This window comes from Dyella silvatica, assembly GCF_026283955.1.
In the GTDB taxonomy this organism is placed as follows: domain Bacteria; phylum Pseudomonadota; class Gammaproteobacteria; order Xanthomonadales; family Rhodanobacteraceae; genus Dyella_C; species Dyella_C silvatica.
Map to the genome: position 1 here is coordinate 1 of NZ_JAPDPE010000047.1, position 16,558 is coordinate 16,558.

Genomic DNA, 16,558 nt, shown 5'->3' on the forward strand with positions numbered 1-16,558 from the left:
CCTATGAAGGCATGCGCGTCGACGGCCGGGTTCCCGCCACCTGGGAAGTGGTTACCGCCCATGCCTGGGGCCCGCCGCCCGGGCAATCGCGCCGCGGCAAAGATGGCGGCGAAATCGCCAGCTTCTCGGTCGACAGCCTGCGCGGCTCACGCCGCCGCTGATCAACACAAGACCATGCGGGCGCGTGGATTGGGGTGAGCAGCGCGCACCCCAACCTATCGCAGGCGACCGGCGGCAGGCGCTAAGCCCGGCTTATAGGTCATATACGAAACATGAAATTGTCTGATGGCGACAGCAAGCGTAGCGTTGCCGCTACTGCCGATGCGGCGCGCCATCATCCATAGAGGGATTTACCGATGTTTCGTATCAACCTGCTTCGCTCAAGTGTTGTGCTGTGTGCCTTTGGCGGACTGTTGGGAGCGGCCGCTGCCATGGCTGCCGACGCGCCGTCGCCGATCACCGCGGCCGGCGCCTTTCATCCGTTGCCGCAGGCGGCGTACCAGCCTGATCGCAAGGCCACTTACAAAGTCGTGTTCTCGCTCAGCAAAGACAGCGGCAAACCGGGCGAGGTCAACCCGGCCCTGGAACGGGTAGCGCGCACGGTGAACCTGTATGCCGCTTCCGGCGTGCCGCTGGAGCAGCTGAAGTTTGTCGCGGTAGCATCGGGTCCGGCGACACCACTGGTGCTGGACGATGAGCACTACCGTGCCAAGTTCGGCGTCGCCAACCCCAATTTGCCGGTGATCGCTCAGCTGCGCAAGGCTGGCGTCGATATCGCGGTATGTGGCCAGGCAGTGGCGGAGAATCACTTCCAGAACGAATGGGTGGCCAAGGATGTGACGCTGGCTTTGTCGGCGTTGACCACGATCACCGAATTGCAGCAGCAGGGTTATGCCCTGATGCCACTGTGATGATGGCGCGAGCTCCCGGCAGGTCGCGTCGTTCTAGCCTGAGCCGCACGGCACTGGCCGCCACCCTGCTAGCCGCGTTCTGCGGCCAGGCGTTGGCGGCGAGCACCGACTATCTGCCACCGTGGAATCCACCGCCTGCGGGCGGTGTGTCTTTTGCGGTGCCGCCGGTGGATGCGATCGCAGACCTGCACGGCGACATTGTCGATCCGCAGCTGACGGTGTTCTTTGCCGGCAATCAGTTCATGGTGGTGCACGACCTGATCGAGGCCTTCAAGCAGGCGCACCCGCAGTACTCGCGGATTTATGTCGAGACACTGCCGCCAGGCATTTTGGCCAAGCAGATCGAAACCGGTTCGCTGGTGATGGGCAATCTGCGCATTGCCTTGCAGCCGGATGTGTTCACCGACGGCAAGAACGCCATCGAAGAGCGGCAAAAACAGCAAGGCTGGTTTGCCGAGACTTACGACTATGCGCGCAATCCGCTGGCGATCCTGGTGGCCAAGGGCAACCCCAAGAGCATCAAGGGGCTGGCTGATCTGGGCCGACCGGAGGTACGCGTCAGCATGCCCAACCCGCAGTGGGAGGGCATTGCCCGGCAAATCGAGGCGAGCTACCGCAAAGCCGGTGGCGAGGCGCTCGATCAGCAAATCATGCAGGCCAAGGTGAAGGACGGCAGCACCTTTCTCACCCAGATCCATCATCGGCAATCGCCGCTGCGGGTGCTTCAGGGCGACTCGGATGCGGCGCCGGTGTGGTCGACCGAGGCGTACTTTCAGCAGCAGATCCTGCATCGACCGGTAGAGACAGTGGCGATTCCCGCCGCGCAGAACGCCGTCGCCACCTATACGGCGGCCAGCATGAAGAAGGCACCGCACCCCGAGGCAGCCCGCGACTTTCTCGCCTTCATGCCAGCCATGCGGCGGCCACTGACATCGATGGCAACACCCTGGCGCATCAAGGCAATGGCCGTGCTGCGGCGCCGTGCCTGGCCTGCCACGGGGCCGATGGCGGCGGCCAGGCCGCCGCGGGGTTTCCGCGACTGGCCGGCTTGCCAGCCGCTTATTTGCGCAAGCAGTTGGATGATTTCGCTGCGGGAACCCGCGACAACGCCAGCATGAAGCCCATCGCCACCGCACTGAGCGAAAGCGAGCGGGCGGCGTTGGCGAACTACTACGCGGCGCTGCCTGTTCCAGCTGCGACACCGGCCGCGGCAACGGTCGACGCATCCGCCGCCGTGTTGGCATCGCGCGGCCGCTGGTCACAGGGTCTGCCCGCCTGCGTTCAATGCCATGCGGCAGACGGTGGCGGCGTCGGCGAACATTTCCCGCCGCTGATCGGGCAGTCGGCAATCTATCTGGCTAACCAGTTGCGTGCATGGAAGACAGGCACGCGGCACAACGATCCGCTGGGCTTGATGCAAGGCGTGGCGGCCCAGCTCAGCGAGGCGGATATCGACGCCGTGACGGCATGGTATGCCGCGCAGCCGATGGCCGCGCCCTCGAAGGAATCCAAGCCATGAGGCCTTGCTCCCGCGCATTATTGAGCGGCAGCTCTGCGCTGCTGTTGGCGCTGATGACGTCACTGCTTGGCGCCTGCGGCAGCCACTCACAGCTAGACGCATCGCCAGCAGCCGAGCGCTCATCGTCGACGGCTAGCGTCGCGGCAACGACGACACCGACCACGCCAGCGGCCTTCGCCGCGCCCGACGAAGCCAGCATTCCCAACGACGGTTTCGGCAAGTCGATAAAGCTGGGGCGGGATATCTTCATGCACACCGGGCAATACGCCAAAGCGTATGTCGGCAATCCGCTGAACTGCGCCAGCTGCCATATGGATGCCGGCCGGCTGGCCAACTCGGGCCCGCTATGGGGCGCCTACGACATGTACCCGGCTTATCGCAGCAAGAACGGCCACGTAAACAGTTTTGCCGAGCGTTTGCAGGGCTGCTTCATGTACAGCATGAACGGCAAGGCGCCCCCCTTGGGTGACGACGTATTGGTTGCGCTGGAGAGCTACGCTTACTGGATGTCGCGCGGCGTGCCGTTGGGCAAGGAGATGCCCGGCCGTGGCTATCCGAAGCTGGCCAAGCCAGCGCAGACCGCTGATTTCGCGCGCGGCGAACAGGTTTTTCAGCGCAGCTGCGCGCTATGCCACGGCGCGGACGGACAAGGCCAGCAGGCCGCCGGCAGCTATGTGTTTCCGCCGTTATGGGGGCCGCAATCGTTCAACTGGGGCGCAGGCATGCATGAGCTGGACAAGGCTGCCGGCTTTATCAAGGCGAACATGCCGCTGGGGCGCGGCAACAGCCTGAGCGATCAAGACGCATGGGATGTGGCGTATTTCATGAGCGCCCGCAAGACCCGCGTTACAACGGCAATGTGGAGCAGACGCGGGCGAAATATCACGACACGCCGACATCGCTGTACGGCATCGAAGTGAATGGTCATCGGCTTGGCCAGGGCAGCTCGGCGACGCATTGAAGACCGCGCCGAGCTAGCGGGTTCGACCCATCGCGCATCGATAGCTCGAGGCGCGTTATGACTTGGTCGAGGCCTTTAGACGCTCGACGATCTCGCGCCATGGGGTGGGCTGTTGATGCATGGCGTAGACGGTGTCCACCGCAAGATGTTCGCGCATAACCGCCTGCAGCACTTCATGCATCAACTGCGGGTCGTACAAGGCATGGCTTTGCGGGTCGATCGACAAGGTGTCACTGGCGTAAAGCAATTTGTGCGCAGGGAAATACACCATGTACTGCCGCTCCGTGGCCGCACCGCGCAAGGGGTAAAGCTCGACCCGATTGGCGCCGCTGCCAATCACCCGCTTACCGCTGACGACCTCCCATCGCGCCGCCTGGGGCGCCGTTTGCAAACGGTCGGGGCGCAGGGCATGCGGCGAGCTGACGAGCTTCTCAAGTAGTGGCCGGTTAAGGTCGAGCACATACACCGGCAGCTGCGCGGCGACAGCCTCACGCACGCCTGCGGTGTGTGGCCAGGAGTCCGAGGTGGAGATCACCGCCTTGATCGGCGCCTCGGCATACGACTTGTGCGCCTGGGCCAGGATACCCTGCATGTAACTGCCGGAAATCGGCGCCTCCAACACCAGGACACCGTCGTCTTGTTTGATCAAGGTGGTATTCCACGCGCCTTGATAAAGATCGACACCCGGCGCCAGGGTCAGCTGATTCTTATCGCTGAAGGCCCGCTCCCAGCCCTTGCCCTGCGCACTCTTGGCGGCGGTGTCGGCGTCCATGGCAAAGCGCTTGTCATCCACTGCCACGTTGAAGTGCGTATCCAGCACTTGCAGTGATTTCCACAGCACGCCATTACGTTCTTCGATGCGATTGGTGGGATACACCACGCCATCGACCAGCACCCAGTTATCCAGATACACCCGCTGGGCGACATCGCCCCAGGCGTACCAGAAATCGTTGAAGGGACGCGTGCTTTCCCACGCATCAGGCAGATGGTTGTACGCCTTGAGCAAGATGCGCACAGACAGGCCATGCCACTGAAAAGCCAACGCAGCGTGTGGCGTGGAGCGCAACATGACGGTGGCTTCGTAATGCAGATCGGGCGCCGCCGCCGCGGTCAGCAACAAGCGCTCCGGGCTCAGCGACAAGGCGTCACTCACACTGTCGAGATCCGCGCGCGAGGCGGGTATGTCGCCCTCTTTCTGGTGGTAGACGCCGCCCTGCAAAGTCGCGATAAAAGTGCTGTCGATCTCGGCACTCTTGGGGTCGTCGGCCTCGGGCCAGACCAGATGCGTGTTGCGCACGACGCGGCTGTTGGCGAAATCCAGCGTCTGCACGCCACGCTCATACGAGCTGATAAACGGTTCTTGCCGATACGACTGCTCGGTCAGCAAGGTATGGCCGATCGCTTCGAGCTGCACGTTGTGGATCGCCGCGAGCCTGCTGCGCCCACCCATCGCCGTCATGGCCAGGCCGAGGCAGTCTTGCGCGCTTGCGCGCTCGCAGCCTGGCGGATTGGCCGGAGCGCTCGCGGATGATTCGGCCGCCGCCATGGCGGCCCCACTCAGAAAAACCCCACTCAAAGAAACAGCCATCGTCGTGGCAAGCAAGCCACGAAAGAACGATCGGCAAGCCACGAGGTGCGTCCTAACCATGGCCTGATCGGCCGGAGCGCGCAGATTAGGGACTGTGCCGATAGCTCGCCGCGTGCGGGAAGTCATGGCGTGACCGGTCTGCTGCCAGACGCTTATCCCTCCATCTAGGCAAGGCGGCATCGACAGCATGAGGTCCGACGCCGCGGTAACTCGCACTAACTTACGCTTTACAGTTTTTGGAATACCGCTGAAAATAAGAATGATTTGCATTCTCTACGATGCCTGGCAAGGTCATCGGGACCCGTTGCAAATGTGGCGCCGAGAAGGATTCCGCGCCGATCCAGCGCCCTTACCAGCACATCGAACAGCGACCTCATGACCCTGAATTTCCGCTTTGCGCCGTTACATGCCGCCATCATGTTGATGCTTTCCTTGTCTGCCGCTCATGCGCAGTCCAGCACGCCTGCCGAGGGAACCGGCGTACCTGCGAACGGTGAAAACACCCCCTCGAAGAAGGCCAAATCCCCGACGAAAACGCTGGATGAGGTGCACGTGACCGGCAGCGTGCTCGGCAATAGCTACAACGCCGACAGCTCCAGCGTAGGCGCCAAGGTGCCGGCACCCTTGCGGGATATTCCGCAGTCAGTCGTGGTGGTGAACCGCGCACTGCTGGATGCGCAGGGAGCGGCCTCGTTCCAGGATGCGCTGCGCAACGTGCCCGGCATCACCATCGGCGGTGCCGAGGGCGGGCAGATCGGCAACAACATCAATCTGCGCGGCTTCACCGCCCGCACCGATATTTATATGGATGGGTTTCGCGATCGCGGCCAGTACTACCGCGACACCTTTGACCTGTCCGCCATCGAGGTACTGAAGGGGCCATCGTCCATGTTGTTCGGCCGCGGCTCCACCGGCGGCGTGATCAACCAGGTCAGCAAGGAAGCCGAACTCAAGCCTCTGATGCAAGTCTCCGCCACGGTGGGCAGCGACGACCGCTATCGCGGCACCGCGGATATCAATCAGCCCATGTCAGCCACCTCGGCCGTACGCTTGAATGTGTTCGGCCAGGACACCCATTCCACCCGCGACCGGCTGGCCAACAAGGATTACGGCATCGCGCCGTCGCTGCGCTTTGGCATCGGCACGCCCACCGAAATCACCTTGTCGGCCTTGCTGCAACACAATGACGATATGCCGGACTACGGCTTTCCGGCAGTCAACGGGCGGCCGGTGAACGCCGATCACGACAACTTCTACGGCCTGACCAACGACCGCACCATCCAGGATGTCGGCCTGTTCAACGCGCGTATCCAGCATGTGTTCAACGCCGACGTAACGCTGCGCAGTCAATTGCAGTACGGCCACTACACCACCGATGCGCGCGAAACCGCGGTGCATAGCGTGGTGACGTCGGCGGGCGTCACGCTCACTGCGGCGGCAGGCAACCCGACCAACCTGCCGCTGAGTCAGCTTTACGGTCAGCTGCAAAGCCACGACCGCGTCATCCACGACAGGTCGCTGGATAGCCAGACCGACCTGATCTCGAACTTCGAGACCGCCGGCATGGCGCACACGCTGATCGCCGGCGTGGAGTTGGGCCATGACAGTTACGACAACCAGACCCATACGCGTAACGGCCTGCCGCTGATCTCATTGCTCAACCCCTCCTATCGAGCGACCCCGGCGGGTGTAACGACGGTGGTGGGCAATGACGCCAAGGCCAGCGCGGACACCTTTGCCGCCTATGTCAACGATACGGTCAAGCTCAATGACCAATGGCAGCTGATCGGCGGTTTGCGCCGTGACCGCTTCAAGGCCGACATCAGCAACACCCTTTCGCTGCCGGCCGGCGCTGCGCAGACGAATTACTTCACCAGCGTGCGTGGCGGGGTGATTTACCAGCCGAGCGAGCAGCAGTCGTACTACGTCTCTTACGGCACCTCGTTCAATCCTTCGCTGGAAACGTTGACGGTGACTAACGGCACGCAGAACCTGCCGCCGGAGAAAAATCGTTCCTATGAAATCGGCGGCAAGTGGGATTTACTCGATCAGCGCCTGGAGCTGACCTCGGCGGTGTTCGAGGTGACCAAGACCAATGCATTGGATGGCACCGTGCGCGTACGCGGCGCCGAAGTCGGCGCCAGCGGACACCTCACCGATCATTGGCAGATTTTCTCCGGCTATACCCATCTCGATGCGCGTATCGTCAAGGCGCTCGATGGCACGCAAGGCAATGTGCCAGCCAATACCCCACGCAATAGCGCGACCGCCTGGAGCACTTATACCTTTGCCGGCAACTGGGAGCTGGGTGGCGGCTTTAGCTACCTGTCGCAGCGCTACGCGGCCAACACCGATGTGGTCAGCACCGGCGGCTATACCCGTTGGGACGCCACCCTTGCTTATCACCAACCTCGCTATGATCTGCGCCTGAACCTGCTCAACATGACCGACAAACGTTACTTCGATGCTCTGATTCCGTCCGATGGCGGGCGCTCAGTGCCTGGCGTCGGTCGTACGGAGCTGATCACCGTGACGTTTAAGATCTAAGCATCCGCTCTATATCCGAGGCCTCCATGCTGGTGCATGTCCCTGATCTGCTCGATGCCGGGCAACTGCAATTTCTGCGACAGCGGCTGGACGCCGACGATGCGCCCTGGGTCGATGGCCGCGTCACCGCCGGTCATCAGGGCGTGCAGGTGAAGCAAAACATGCAGATTGCCGAAGGCTCGGCGCTGGCTGCTGAGCTCGGCGACATCGTGCTCGGCGCGCTAGAGCGCCATCCGCTGTTTATCAGTGCGGTGTTACCCAATCGGGTTTACCCGCCGATGTTCAACCGCTATCAGGGCGGCATGCATTTCGGCAACCACGTCGACGGCTCGATCCGGTTGCTGCCGGGCAACGGGGCAAGGCTGCGCACCGATGTTTCCGCCACCTTGTTTCTGGCGCCGCCGGAAAGTTACGACGGCGGCGAGCTGGTGATCGAAGACACCTTCGGTACCCAGTCGGTGAAGTTGCCGGCCGGCCATATGCTGGTCTACCCGGCCAGCAGTCTGCATCGAGTCAATCCGGTAACGCGCGGTACGCGTCTGGCCTGCTTCTTCTGGGTGCAAAGCCTGGTTCGCGACGATGGCCAGCGCACCTTGCTGTTCGATCTGGACAACGCCATCCAGCAGCTGACGGCGACCCAGGCCGACCAGGCATCGCGGGTACAACTGACCGGGTGTTATCACAACCTGTTGCGGATGTGGTCGGACACCTAGCCTTGCACGGCAATGACTGAGGAGAAGCGGCCATGAAGCGCAGTCACGCAGGCTTATTCATCGCGGTGTTGTTTGTAGCGTGTTTTGTCGTCGTGGGCTACTGGGCCTGGCAACAGATCGACCCAGGCCATGCCGACAGGGCCGAGATAGGCAAGCTTCATCAAGCCGATATCGCCGCGACCCTGCATGCAAACCCGGACGAATTGGCCGCATTATGGGCCGATGACGGTGTTTTGCTGGGACAGGACGAACCGGCCATCAGCGGCAGCAAAGCGCTGCGGGCCTTTTACGCCAAAGACGATACCAAGGTCTTGCAGTACACGCCGCACATTCAAGACCTGCGGATCGGCAGAAGAACGGCCACCGAGTGGGGCTACTTCGATGCCACGTTTCAGGACGCCGGGAAGCCGCCCGAAACGTTTCACGGCCGCTTTCTGCGCACCATGAAAAAACAGAAAGACGGCCATTGGAAGTTCGTCCGGATCATGTGGCAGAGGGACCACGCCTGAGCGAACCGGTTGCTGCCCCACGCCCTACTACCCCACGCCGGGGGATAGGCCTGCCGAACGGCCGCGCGATAGAATCCGCCGAACCTCAAGGAAGCACATATGAGCCCTACGCCTACGGACCCCACCGCCATCGAAGGGCAAACTTCGGACGGCAGCGTGCCGCCCGCCACGCCGCATCCACCGGGCCACAATGTGCTCGATACGCTGGAAATAGCCGCGCTCGACGAGATCCTGCACGAAGCCGCACTGCGCAACTCAAGCCTGCGCACGCCACGCTGAGCCCGCTATCCGTGCAGGCCGGCACACACTTTGTGCCGGAAGCAGTCCACGCGATGGTCATTGACCATGCCGGTGGCCTGCATCAAGGCATAGCAAATCGTGCTGCCGACGAAGCGGAAGCCTTTCTTCTTCAGCTCTTTACTCATGCGGTCTGACAGCGGCGTGGTAGCGGGTACGTCGCCGCGTTCGCGCCAGCGGTTCTGGATCGGCTTGCCGTCGACGAACGACCATAGATAGCCGTCCAGACTGCCGTGCTCATCGATCACCTTCAACGCGGCGACAGCATTGTCGCGAGTCGAGCTGATTTTCAGACGATTGCGGATCAAACCCGGATCGAGCAGCAGCTTTTCCAGCTCACGGTCTTTCATCGCCGCCACGCGGGCAATCTCGAAATCGTGAAAAGCCCGGCGGTAGTTGTCACGCTTGGCCAGTACCGTGCGCCACGACAAACCGGCCTGCGCGCCTTCGAGGCAAAGAAACTCAAACAAGGCCTGATCGTCATGCAGGGGCACACCCCACTCGGCGTCGTGATAGTCGCGTTCGATGTCGCTGCCGGAAGCCCAGTGACAACGGATGAGTGGCGCCATACCTGCATCTCCTATCGAAGGAGGCACAGGATAGCGCCACCATCGCCATTTTGAGGCTAAATGCTCACCTGGGCCCGGCGTTGCTGCCGCATGTAATTGACGCCCAGCACCACCAGCAGCATCACCAGGGTGACAATGAAGATGCCGGCACCGAGATTGTTGCCGCGCAACCCATTGGCGAAATTCTCCGGCAGGCGTCCACCGTTGTCATCGAAATTGACGGCAGCCATGCCGGTGTAGTGCATGCCGCAGACAGCCACGCCCATGACCAAGGCACTGCCAAGCATCTGCAGCGGACCACGCAGATTGAAGGCCAGCCACAGCGCGGCGATCGACGCGACAATGGCGATCCCCACCGAGACCGCCACCAGGCCCACGTTGTAGCTGATATCGGCCCCCATCATCATGGCCGCCATGCCCAGGTAGTGCATACCGGCCACACCCAGCCCCATGCACACGCCGGCGACCACTAATTTGGACCAGCTGAAAATGGCGCTTCCCGCCACCGCCAGCCCGATCGAACAGGCACCAAAAGCAATCAGCGCCGACATGGTGGTACGCGGTAAATCGTAGGTCACCGGCATACCCGTGTCGCAGGCGAGCATGGCAATGAAATGCATCGCCCAGATCGCACCTACACCCATTACCGCGCCCGCGGCGAACACCCCGCTCCAGCGCTGACGGGCGGTTTGGGCATGTGGAATACCGACGGCTAGCTGCAAAGCCGTGAATGAACCAAGGACTGCGATCACGTACGAAAGTACAACTAATAACAGGCTATAGTTCTGGTGCGCATGCATGACTCATCTCCTGAAGGTCACGTGGATGTTGTGTGATTGGCCATACCGATCACACGCTAAACGTCTGTTGGCGAATGCCACGTCAAATTCATTATTGAATGCATTAATCGTCCTCTCGATGAAAACCGAGATCGTGATTAATGCAGAGCTGTCCTAGCTCAGTGCGAAATACTCAATGCGAGATTTCGAGAATGCAATCGACGGCACCGTGGCTGCGGCAGTAAAGACTGCGCACAAGCACGGTTTGCGGATCAATAGATGCGCCCAGCAAACCCTCCAGATAACCACTGAAGAATTTGCAGCCTGAGGGGCCACTCGGCGAGCATAATGGACTGTTATGAATATGTAGCTGTTCGCCGTGTTGTTCGACGCTGGCCAACGCGCGCAATGCCGGCACACCAATGCGCTTGACGGCATCGGATAAACCGAGCTTGGCGCCCATGGCGTAATCGCGCTTGAATACCCACACGCCGGTACGGCGACCGGCCAACTGTAAAGATGCATCGCGTGATTCGGGGGCTACCGCGCGTTGCAAGGTAAGCAACCAGGGCGTGATCCGCGGATAATCCTTCGCCAATTGCGGCAACGCACTCTCGACCTGACGCACGTCAGGTCCGGCGGCGACTGGCGTAGCTGTAGCCGGCATCGAGGCCCTGGCTGCCGCTGGCGCACGTGCCGCAGGCGGTCCGCTGCTTGCCTGCGCGCCGCCGCCCTCGGATAAAGAGCTTTCGAAACTTCGCACGCGGGCATGCGTGCCTAGTGCTTCTTCCAGTGCCAACTGCTGCTCGGCGGGTCCACGTATGACCATGGTCAGCCAAGCGCCTTGATCATCCTGGGCCAGGCGTTGCCGCAATAATGTAAAACCATTTGCTACCACGGTACGGCCAAGTTCCACTAATAGGCCTTCCCGTCGATCCGACAAAATCTGGATCTCCAGCTCGATCATTGAAGCATTCCCCCTATGCCTGCGCCGAATGCTGGTACACAAGTTATATGGGGTCAAGATGATTAATCGGAGCTGTGACGCACTTCGAAGATTAATCACAAAACTTAGACAAAGAGGCAGGCATGCTGACTCTTTAGCCGTGATTTTTTTGAATCCTTTTCAAACCAGGGAAACTTACGGATTCCATTGGCGGATTTTATCGGCTTGAAATGGCTTCTCTTATGCCGTGGCCATGCTCAAAAGATCGACAGGTAATCGTTGCACTCAAGCTGCAACTCAGGCTACCAAGGCAAGGCATCCAGATCGACATTGCCGCCGCTAAGCACCAGACCGACGCGCTTGCCCGCAAATAGCTGCGGTCGCTGCAGCACCGCGGCCAATACCGTGGCGCTGGATACTTCGATGACTTGCTTGAGTTCGCGCCACAGCAACTTCATCGCCGCGATGGTTTGCGCGTCACTGACAGTGATCACCTCGACACGATGCGCGCGCAGCACCTCGAAGTTGGGCTCGCCCAGCAACGTGCGTAGCCCGTCGCAAACCGTATCGGGAACGAAGCTGCCGACGCGCGCACCTTGCGCCAGCGATCGCGCGGCATCATCGGCGCCTTCCGGTTCGGCGGCGTACAAGGCCAATTGCGGTAGCCATGCATGCGCGGCAATCGCGCAGCCGGAGGCCAGGCCGCCGCCGCCCACCGGGGTGATAAGCGCATCCAGGCCGCCGGACTGATTCAACAGCTCGCGTACCAGGCTGCCCTGCCCGGCCATGACACGCGGATCGGTATAGGGGTGCACCAGCTCTGCGCCGGTTGCTTGCTGGACTTCGGCAGCCTTGGCTTCGCGCGCTGCCTGGGTGGCGGCGCAGCGATGCAGGACGGCACCGGCCCGCTCAATCGCCTCGAGCTTGGCGCGCACGGCGCCTTCGGGCACGATCACATGTGCAGTGATGCCGCGTGTTGCCGCCGCCAGCGCCAGGGCATTGCCGTGATTGCCGGACGAGTGCGTAACCACACCGCGCTTGGCCTGCTCATCGTCCAGTGACCAGACTGCGTTGCAGGCGCCACGAAATTTGAAGGCGCCGCCACGCTGCAGGTTCTCGCATTTGAAATGCAGCATGACCGGGGTGACATGGGCGTAGGGCGCGATGCGAGCCGCCGCGTCGCAAATATCGTCGAAACTTGGTACGGCAAGCGTCATCACGACCCCATCTCCACGCCACAGCGATAGCGGCGCTCGGCACCGGGCTCCAAGCGAATGGCAGCAGCGCAGTCGTCTCGATTAAAGGCATCGGCCATGCTTTGCATCGGCTCCAGGGCCAGTGCGCGGCGTTGATCGCGATTGACCGTGTCGGCGCTGAATACCAGCATCACGCCGGACTCTTGCCATACCGCCAGCTGCAAACCGCTGGCGGGATCGCGCAGCCGTGTCCGCGCGCGGCCATCGGCATCCAGATGCAACTCCGCATAGGCATGATTGAGCTCAAGCGCACCGATACGGCGCGGCGTGCGGAAGTCCATGGCCGGTACGTCATCCAGCGATTGGTAAGCCGCAGTGCCGGCCAGCGGAATGTAATCGGCGTTGGTGCGGACCAGCTTGGCCGCGGGCACGCTCAACTCCCAATCGTCGACGTATCCATCGGCCACGCGAAGATAGGGATGCCAGCCAAAAAAACATGGCGCGGCGCGATCGCCTACGTTGCGCATCACGGTTTCGAGGCTGAGCCCGTCGTCGGCCAGCGTATAGCGCACGCTGATATCCAGCGCGTAGGGATAGCCTGGATGCACGCCGGGACGAATCGAGCGATTGGCAAAAACCACCGTAGCGCCAGCCTCATCGGCCATCGCCGACTCGATCGAAAAATCTTCGTCGCGCAAATACCCGTGCCGGGCAGCGCGGGCCGCCCCTTCGATACCCGGCTGCAAATCGTGCCACTCGCCGGCGAAGCGATAACGTGCATCGTCGACGCGGTTGGCATACGGCGCCATCACCGCAAAGCGCGAACCCGGCCGTGCCTCCAGCTCGGCGGCATCGCGAAAACCATCCGCCAGATCGAATAGCTGGCCTTGCCGTAGCAGCTCCAGACTAAGCACCGTGGCGCCACGGCGCGCAATACGCACCCGCCACTGCTTTGTGCTGTCGCTCAACCCGACCACTTGATGAGATCCCAACAGCTCATGCTCGACCCGGTAGCGCATCGACTTGTCCTGTCCGTAAAGCACCGCATGTTAGCCTGCATCACTCTGCGACAACTGACTTTCCCGATATGAATGCACGCCCTGACTCCGCCTCTGCTCCCATTCTGCTTAGCGACTATCGCCCCCCTGCATGGCGGGTCGAGCATATCGAGCTGGACTTCGATCTCGGCATCGATGCCACCGAAGTACGCGCCGCGTTGCGGCTGCGGCATGACCCGGCGCAGGCCATTCCATTGCGTCTGGATGGCGAGGGGCTGGAGTTGCTGAGCATCACCCTGGACGGCCAGCCGGTACCGGCTGGTAGTTATCGTTATGCGGACAACCTGCTGGAAATCGATAACGCCCGCGACGGCAGCGTGCTGGAGACCCGCGTGCGACTGAACCCGGCGGCGAATACGGCACTGGAAGGTTTGTACCTGTCGGGCTCGCGCGATGCCGGCTTCTTGCTGACGCAATGCGAGGCGCAGGGCTTCCGCCACATCACTTTCTTTCCCGATCAACCCGACGTGCTGAGTAGTTACACCGTCACGCTGCGCGCCGACCGCGGGCGTTTTCCGGTGTTATTGGCCGGCGGCAACCCGGATGGCGCTGGTGACCTCGACGGCGGCCGGCATTGGGCGCGCTTTATCGATCCGCACCCAAAGCCGAGTTATTTGTTTGCCTTGGTCGCCGGCCGGCTGGAGAAGATCGAACGCGATTACCTGACCGCCGATGGCAGGCCGGTGCTACTGGTGATCTGGGCCGAGGCGGATGCGATTGAGCGCTGCCATTACGCCATGGACGCGCTGGAGCGTTCAATGCGCTGGGACGAGCAAGCCTACGGCCGCAACTACGATCTCGATGTATTCCATGTGGTCGCCACCCACGACTTCAATATGGGTGCGATGGAGAACAAGGGCCTCAATATCTTCAATGCAAAATACCTGCTGGCCGACCCGGATAGCACCACCGACGACGAATATCGCGCGGTGGAAGCGGTGGTGGCGCATGAGTACTTTCATAATTGGAGCGGCAACCGGGTGACCTGCCGCGACTGGTTTCAGCTTTCGCTGAAAGAGGGCCTGACGGTATTTCGCGAGCAACAGTTTTCTGCGCAGATGAACTCGCCTGCCCTTAAGCGTATTGAAGACGTGGCCTTGTTGCGCCGCGCACAGTTTCCCGAAGATGCCGGTCCGCTGGCGCACCCGGTGCGGCCCGCGGAATATCGCGAGATCAATAACTTCTATACCGCGACGGTGTATGAAAAAGGCTCGGAGCTGGTGCGCATGCTGGCCGGCCGGCTCGGCGACGCGGGCTTTCGCCGTGGCATGGATCTTTACTTTGCACGCAATGACGGCCGCGCCGCGACGCTAGAGGATTTTCTCAGCGCACTGGGCGAAGCCAACGGTATCGACTTGATGCCTTATCTGGCCTGGTATGGCCAGGCTGGCACGCCACGGCTAAAGGCGCGCGGTCATTACGACGCGGCATCGCGTAGCTACACGCTGACGCTTAGCCAGCTCACCCAGCCAACCCCGGGACAGCCACACAAACAGGTGCTACCGATACCGGTGAAGCTGGCGCTATTTGCAGCCGACGGCCGCATGCTGCCATTGCACCTGCAAGGCCACGCCGATACCGCGGGCAACGAGCGTGTCGTGGTACTTGACCGTGCTGAGCAGTCGTTTGTGTTTCAGCAGATCGATGCACTACCGATACCGTCGCTGCTGCGTGGATTTTCCGCGCCGGTGATTCTCGATATCGACTACGCGCCCGGCGAGCTGGCCTTGTTGCTGCGTCACGACAAGGATGGCTTCAATCGCTGGGAAGCTGCGCAGCAACTGGCCACCCGCGCTTACGACGCACTTCGGCACGGCGGCGATGCCACGGCGCTGAGCGCCTGGTGCGGCGCACTGGCCGAGCTGTTCGAGGATGCTCATCTTAATGACGACGCCTTGCTTGCCGATTTGTTCACCCCGCCCGGCGAGATCGAGCTGGCCGAGCGCGAACAGGTCGTGGACCCAGCGCAGGTACACGCCCTGCGACAACAGCTACAACAGGAGCTTGGCGCGCGTATCGGTGGCGCCTCATTGCGGCGGCGCTACGAGGCGCTGGCATCGCAGACCCAGCGCCAGCTCGACGCCGCCAGTCAGGCGCAACGCCGGCTCAAGCGGCGTGTACTTGATTTGCTGTCGCTGATCGATGCGCCCTCGGCCCATGCGCTGGCTGCAGATCAATATATGAGTGCGCCCAGCATGACCGACCGCCTGGCGGCGCTCAGCGTGCTGGTGCGCGGCGACGCGCCACAGGCCGCCTCGGCGCTGGCCAACTTTCGCGAACGCCATGCGGGCGATCCACTGGCACTGGATAAATGGTTTGCCGTGCAGACTCAGTTGCCGGGTGAGCTGACCCTGGCTCGCGTGCAGCTGCTGGAGAGCGACCCTGCCTTCACCCTGAAAAACCCGAACCGGGTCAACGCCCTGTTTGGCGCCTGGGCGCGCAACAACCCTGCCGGATTCCATCGCATCGATGGTGCCGCTTATCGCTGGCTCGCCGAACGGCTACAGCAACTGGATTTGCTCAACCCCCAGGTCGCCGCCCGTCTGGCGACGGTGCTTAACGGCTGGAAGCGACTGGAGCCGGTACGCCGCGAGGCCGCGCGGTCGGCCATCATCAGCCTGAGTGCCGAGCCGCAGCTGTCGCGCAACCTGGCCGAGATCGTACAGAACATGCTGGGTAACGCTGCAGCGGGGGCTTAAACCCGCTCAAGCATGTGCTGGCAGATCCTTCAGCTCGTCACGCAAGCGGCTTATGCGTGACTCCAGCTTTGGTCGCAGCGCGGCGCGCTCCTGCTCACTGCGGGCCTCCAGGTGTTCCATGGCCATTTCGACCTTGCTGATTTCAATCAGCAGGTCGTGATGCGAATGCACCCAGCCAAAATCCGCCTGCTTAAAATCGATCCGACCCATATCAATTTGCTGCCCCATGACACTCCTCCGAGTGGTCCTACGTGTAGCGAAGCAAC

At 61.9% G+C, this 16,558-nt stretch carries 15 protein-coding genes and 2 pseudogenes; 10 read left to right on the forward strand and 7 right to left on the reverse strand.

What is annotated here, in order from left to right; genetic code table 11:
• The 5 genes and pseudogenes from OUZ52_RS10980 to OUZ52_RS11000 all read left to right on the forward strand — a co-directional run.
• Positions 1 to 161: pseudogene (locus OUZ52_RS10980) on the forward strand (malonyl-[acyl-carrier protein] O-methyltransferase BioC); the annotation flags it as partial.
• A 195-nt stretch (positions 162 to 356) separates the two neighbouring features.
• On the forward strand, positions 357 to 911 hold the full coding sequence (locus OUZ52_RS10985; RefSeq protein WP_266158433.1) for a DsrE family protein: 555 nt from the start codon (positions 357 to 359) through the stop codon (positions 909 to 911).
• Positions 911 to 2,029 (forward strand): substrate-binding domain-containing protein, encoded by a 1,119-nt coding sequence (locus OUZ52_RS10990; RefSeq protein WP_266158434.1) that lies wholly within the window; start codon positions 911 to 913, stop codon positions 2,027 to 2,029. Before OUZ52_RS10985 ends, OUZ52_RS10990 begins: the two co-directional genes overlap by 1 nt.
• Positions 1,921 to 2,430, forward strand: a pseudogene (locus tag OUZ52_RS10995) (c-type cytochrome); the annotation flags it as partial. The gene OUZ52_RS10990 and the pseudogene OUZ52_RS10995, both read left to right, overlap by 109 nt.
• Entirely contained in the window at positions 2,427 to 3,350 is a 924-nt protein-coding gene (locus tag OUZ52_RS11000; protein WP_266158435.1) for a c-type cytochrome, read from the forward strand. The pseudogene OUZ52_RS10995 and the gene OUZ52_RS11000, both read left to right, overlap by 4 nt.
• A 96-nt stretch (positions 3,351 to 3,446) precedes the next feature.
• Here the strand turns inward: OUZ52_RS11000 and OUZ52_RS11005 are convergent, their stop codons facing one another.
• Positions 3,447 to 4,967 carry an MBL fold metallo-hydrolase gene (locus OUZ52_RS11005; RefSeq protein WP_266158436.1) on the reverse strand — a complete coding sequence of 507 codons (1,521 nt, stop codon included), beginning with the start codon at positions 4,965 to 4,967 and terminating at the stop codon, positions 3,447 to 3,449.
• 387 nt (positions 4,968 to 5,354) lie between these two features.
• Between OUZ52_RS11005 and OUZ52_RS11010 the strand changes: the two genes are divergently transcribed.
• The 4 genes from OUZ52_RS11010 (at position 5,355) to OUZ52_RS11025 (ending at position 9,027) form a co-directional block, all read left to right on the forward strand.
• Complete coding sequence (locus OUZ52_RS11010) at positions 5,355 to 7,526, forward strand: TonB-dependent receptor (protein ID WP_266158437.1); 2,172 nt, start codon at positions 5,355 to 5,357, stop codon at positions 7,524 to 7,526.
• A 26-nt stretch (positions 7,527 to 7,552) separates the two neighbouring features.
• Positions 7,553 to 8,239 carry a Fe2+-dependent dioxygenase gene (locus tag OUZ52_RS11015; protein ID WP_266158438.1) on the forward strand — a complete coding sequence of 229 codons (687 nt, stop codon included), beginning with the start codon at positions 7,553 to 7,555 and terminating at the stop codon, positions 8,237 to 8,239.
• Between the two features lie 32 nt (positions 8,240 to 8,271).
• Positions 8,272 to 8,748 carry a YybH family protein gene (locus OUZ52_RS11020; RefSeq protein WP_266158439.1) on the forward strand — a complete coding sequence of 159 codons (477 nt, stop codon included), beginning with the start codon at positions 8,272 to 8,274 and terminating at the stop codon, positions 8,746 to 8,748.
• Between the two features lie 99 nt (positions 8,749 to 8,847).
• Positions 8,848 to 9,027 carry a hypothetical protein gene (locus tag OUZ52_RS11025; RefSeq protein ID WP_266158440.1) on the forward strand — a complete coding sequence of 60 codons (180 nt, stop codon included), beginning with the start codon at positions 8,848 to 8,850 and terminating at the stop codon, positions 9,025 to 9,027.
• Positions 9,028 to 9,032: 5 nt separating this feature from the next.
• Here the strand turns inward: OUZ52_RS11025 and OUZ52_RS11030 are convergent, their stop codons facing one another.
• The 5 genes from OUZ52_RS11030 to OUZ52_RS11050 form a co-directional block, all read right to left on the reverse strand.
• Complete coding sequence (locus OUZ52_RS11030) at positions 9,033 to 9,614, reverse strand: DNA-3-methyladenine glycosylase I (protein WP_266158441.1); 582 nt, start codon at positions 9,612 to 9,614, stop codon at positions 9,033 to 9,035.
• 56 nt (positions 9,615 to 9,670) lie between these two features.
• Positions 9,671 to 10,414, reverse strand: a complete 744-nt coding sequence (locus OUZ52_RS11035) for an MHYT domain-containing protein (RefSeq protein ID WP_266158442.1) — start codon at positions 10,412 to 10,414, stop codon at positions 9,671 to 9,673.
• Between the two features lie 172 nt (positions 10,415 to 10,586).
• Positions 10,587 to 11,222: a hypothetical protein gene (locus tag OUZ52_RS11040; RefSeq protein ID WP_266158443.1), complete on the reverse strand. Its 636-nt coding sequence runs from the start codon at positions 11,220 to 11,222 to the stop codon at positions 10,587 to 10,589.
• 419 nt (positions 11,223 to 11,641) lie between these two features.
• On the reverse strand, positions 11,642 to 12,556 hold the full coding sequence (locus tag OUZ52_RS11045; protein WP_266158459.1) for a pyridoxal-phosphate dependent enzyme: 915 nt from the start codon (positions 12,554 to 12,556) through the stop codon (positions 11,642 to 11,644).
• A complete protein-coding gene (locus OUZ52_RS11050) occupies positions 12,556 to 13,578 on the reverse strand; it encodes an aldose 1-epimerase (protein WP_266158444.1) in 1,023 nt (340 codons plus the stop codon). Before OUZ52_RS11050 ends, OUZ52_RS11045 begins: the two co-directional genes overlap by 1 nt.
• 44 nt (positions 13,579 to 13,622) lie before the next feature.
• On the opposite strand from OUZ52_RS11050, the gene pepN reads away from it, so the two are divergent.
• Positions 13,623 to 16,292: an aminopeptidase N gene (gene pepN / locus OUZ52_RS11055; RefSeq protein WP_266158445.1), complete on the forward strand. Its 2,670-nt coding sequence runs from the start codon at positions 13,623 to 13,625 to the stop codon at positions 16,290 to 16,292.
• Positions 16,293 to 16,298: 6 nt separating this feature from the next.
• On the opposite strand, the gene OUZ52_RS11060 is transcribed toward pepN, so the two are convergent.
• Positions 16,299 to 16,520 (reverse strand): hypothetical protein, encoded by a 222-nt coding sequence (locus OUZ52_RS11060; protein WP_266158446.1) that lies wholly within the window; start codon positions 16,518 to 16,520, stop codon positions 16,299 to 16,301.
• Between the last annotated feature and the right edge of the window lie 38 nt (positions 16,521 to 16,558).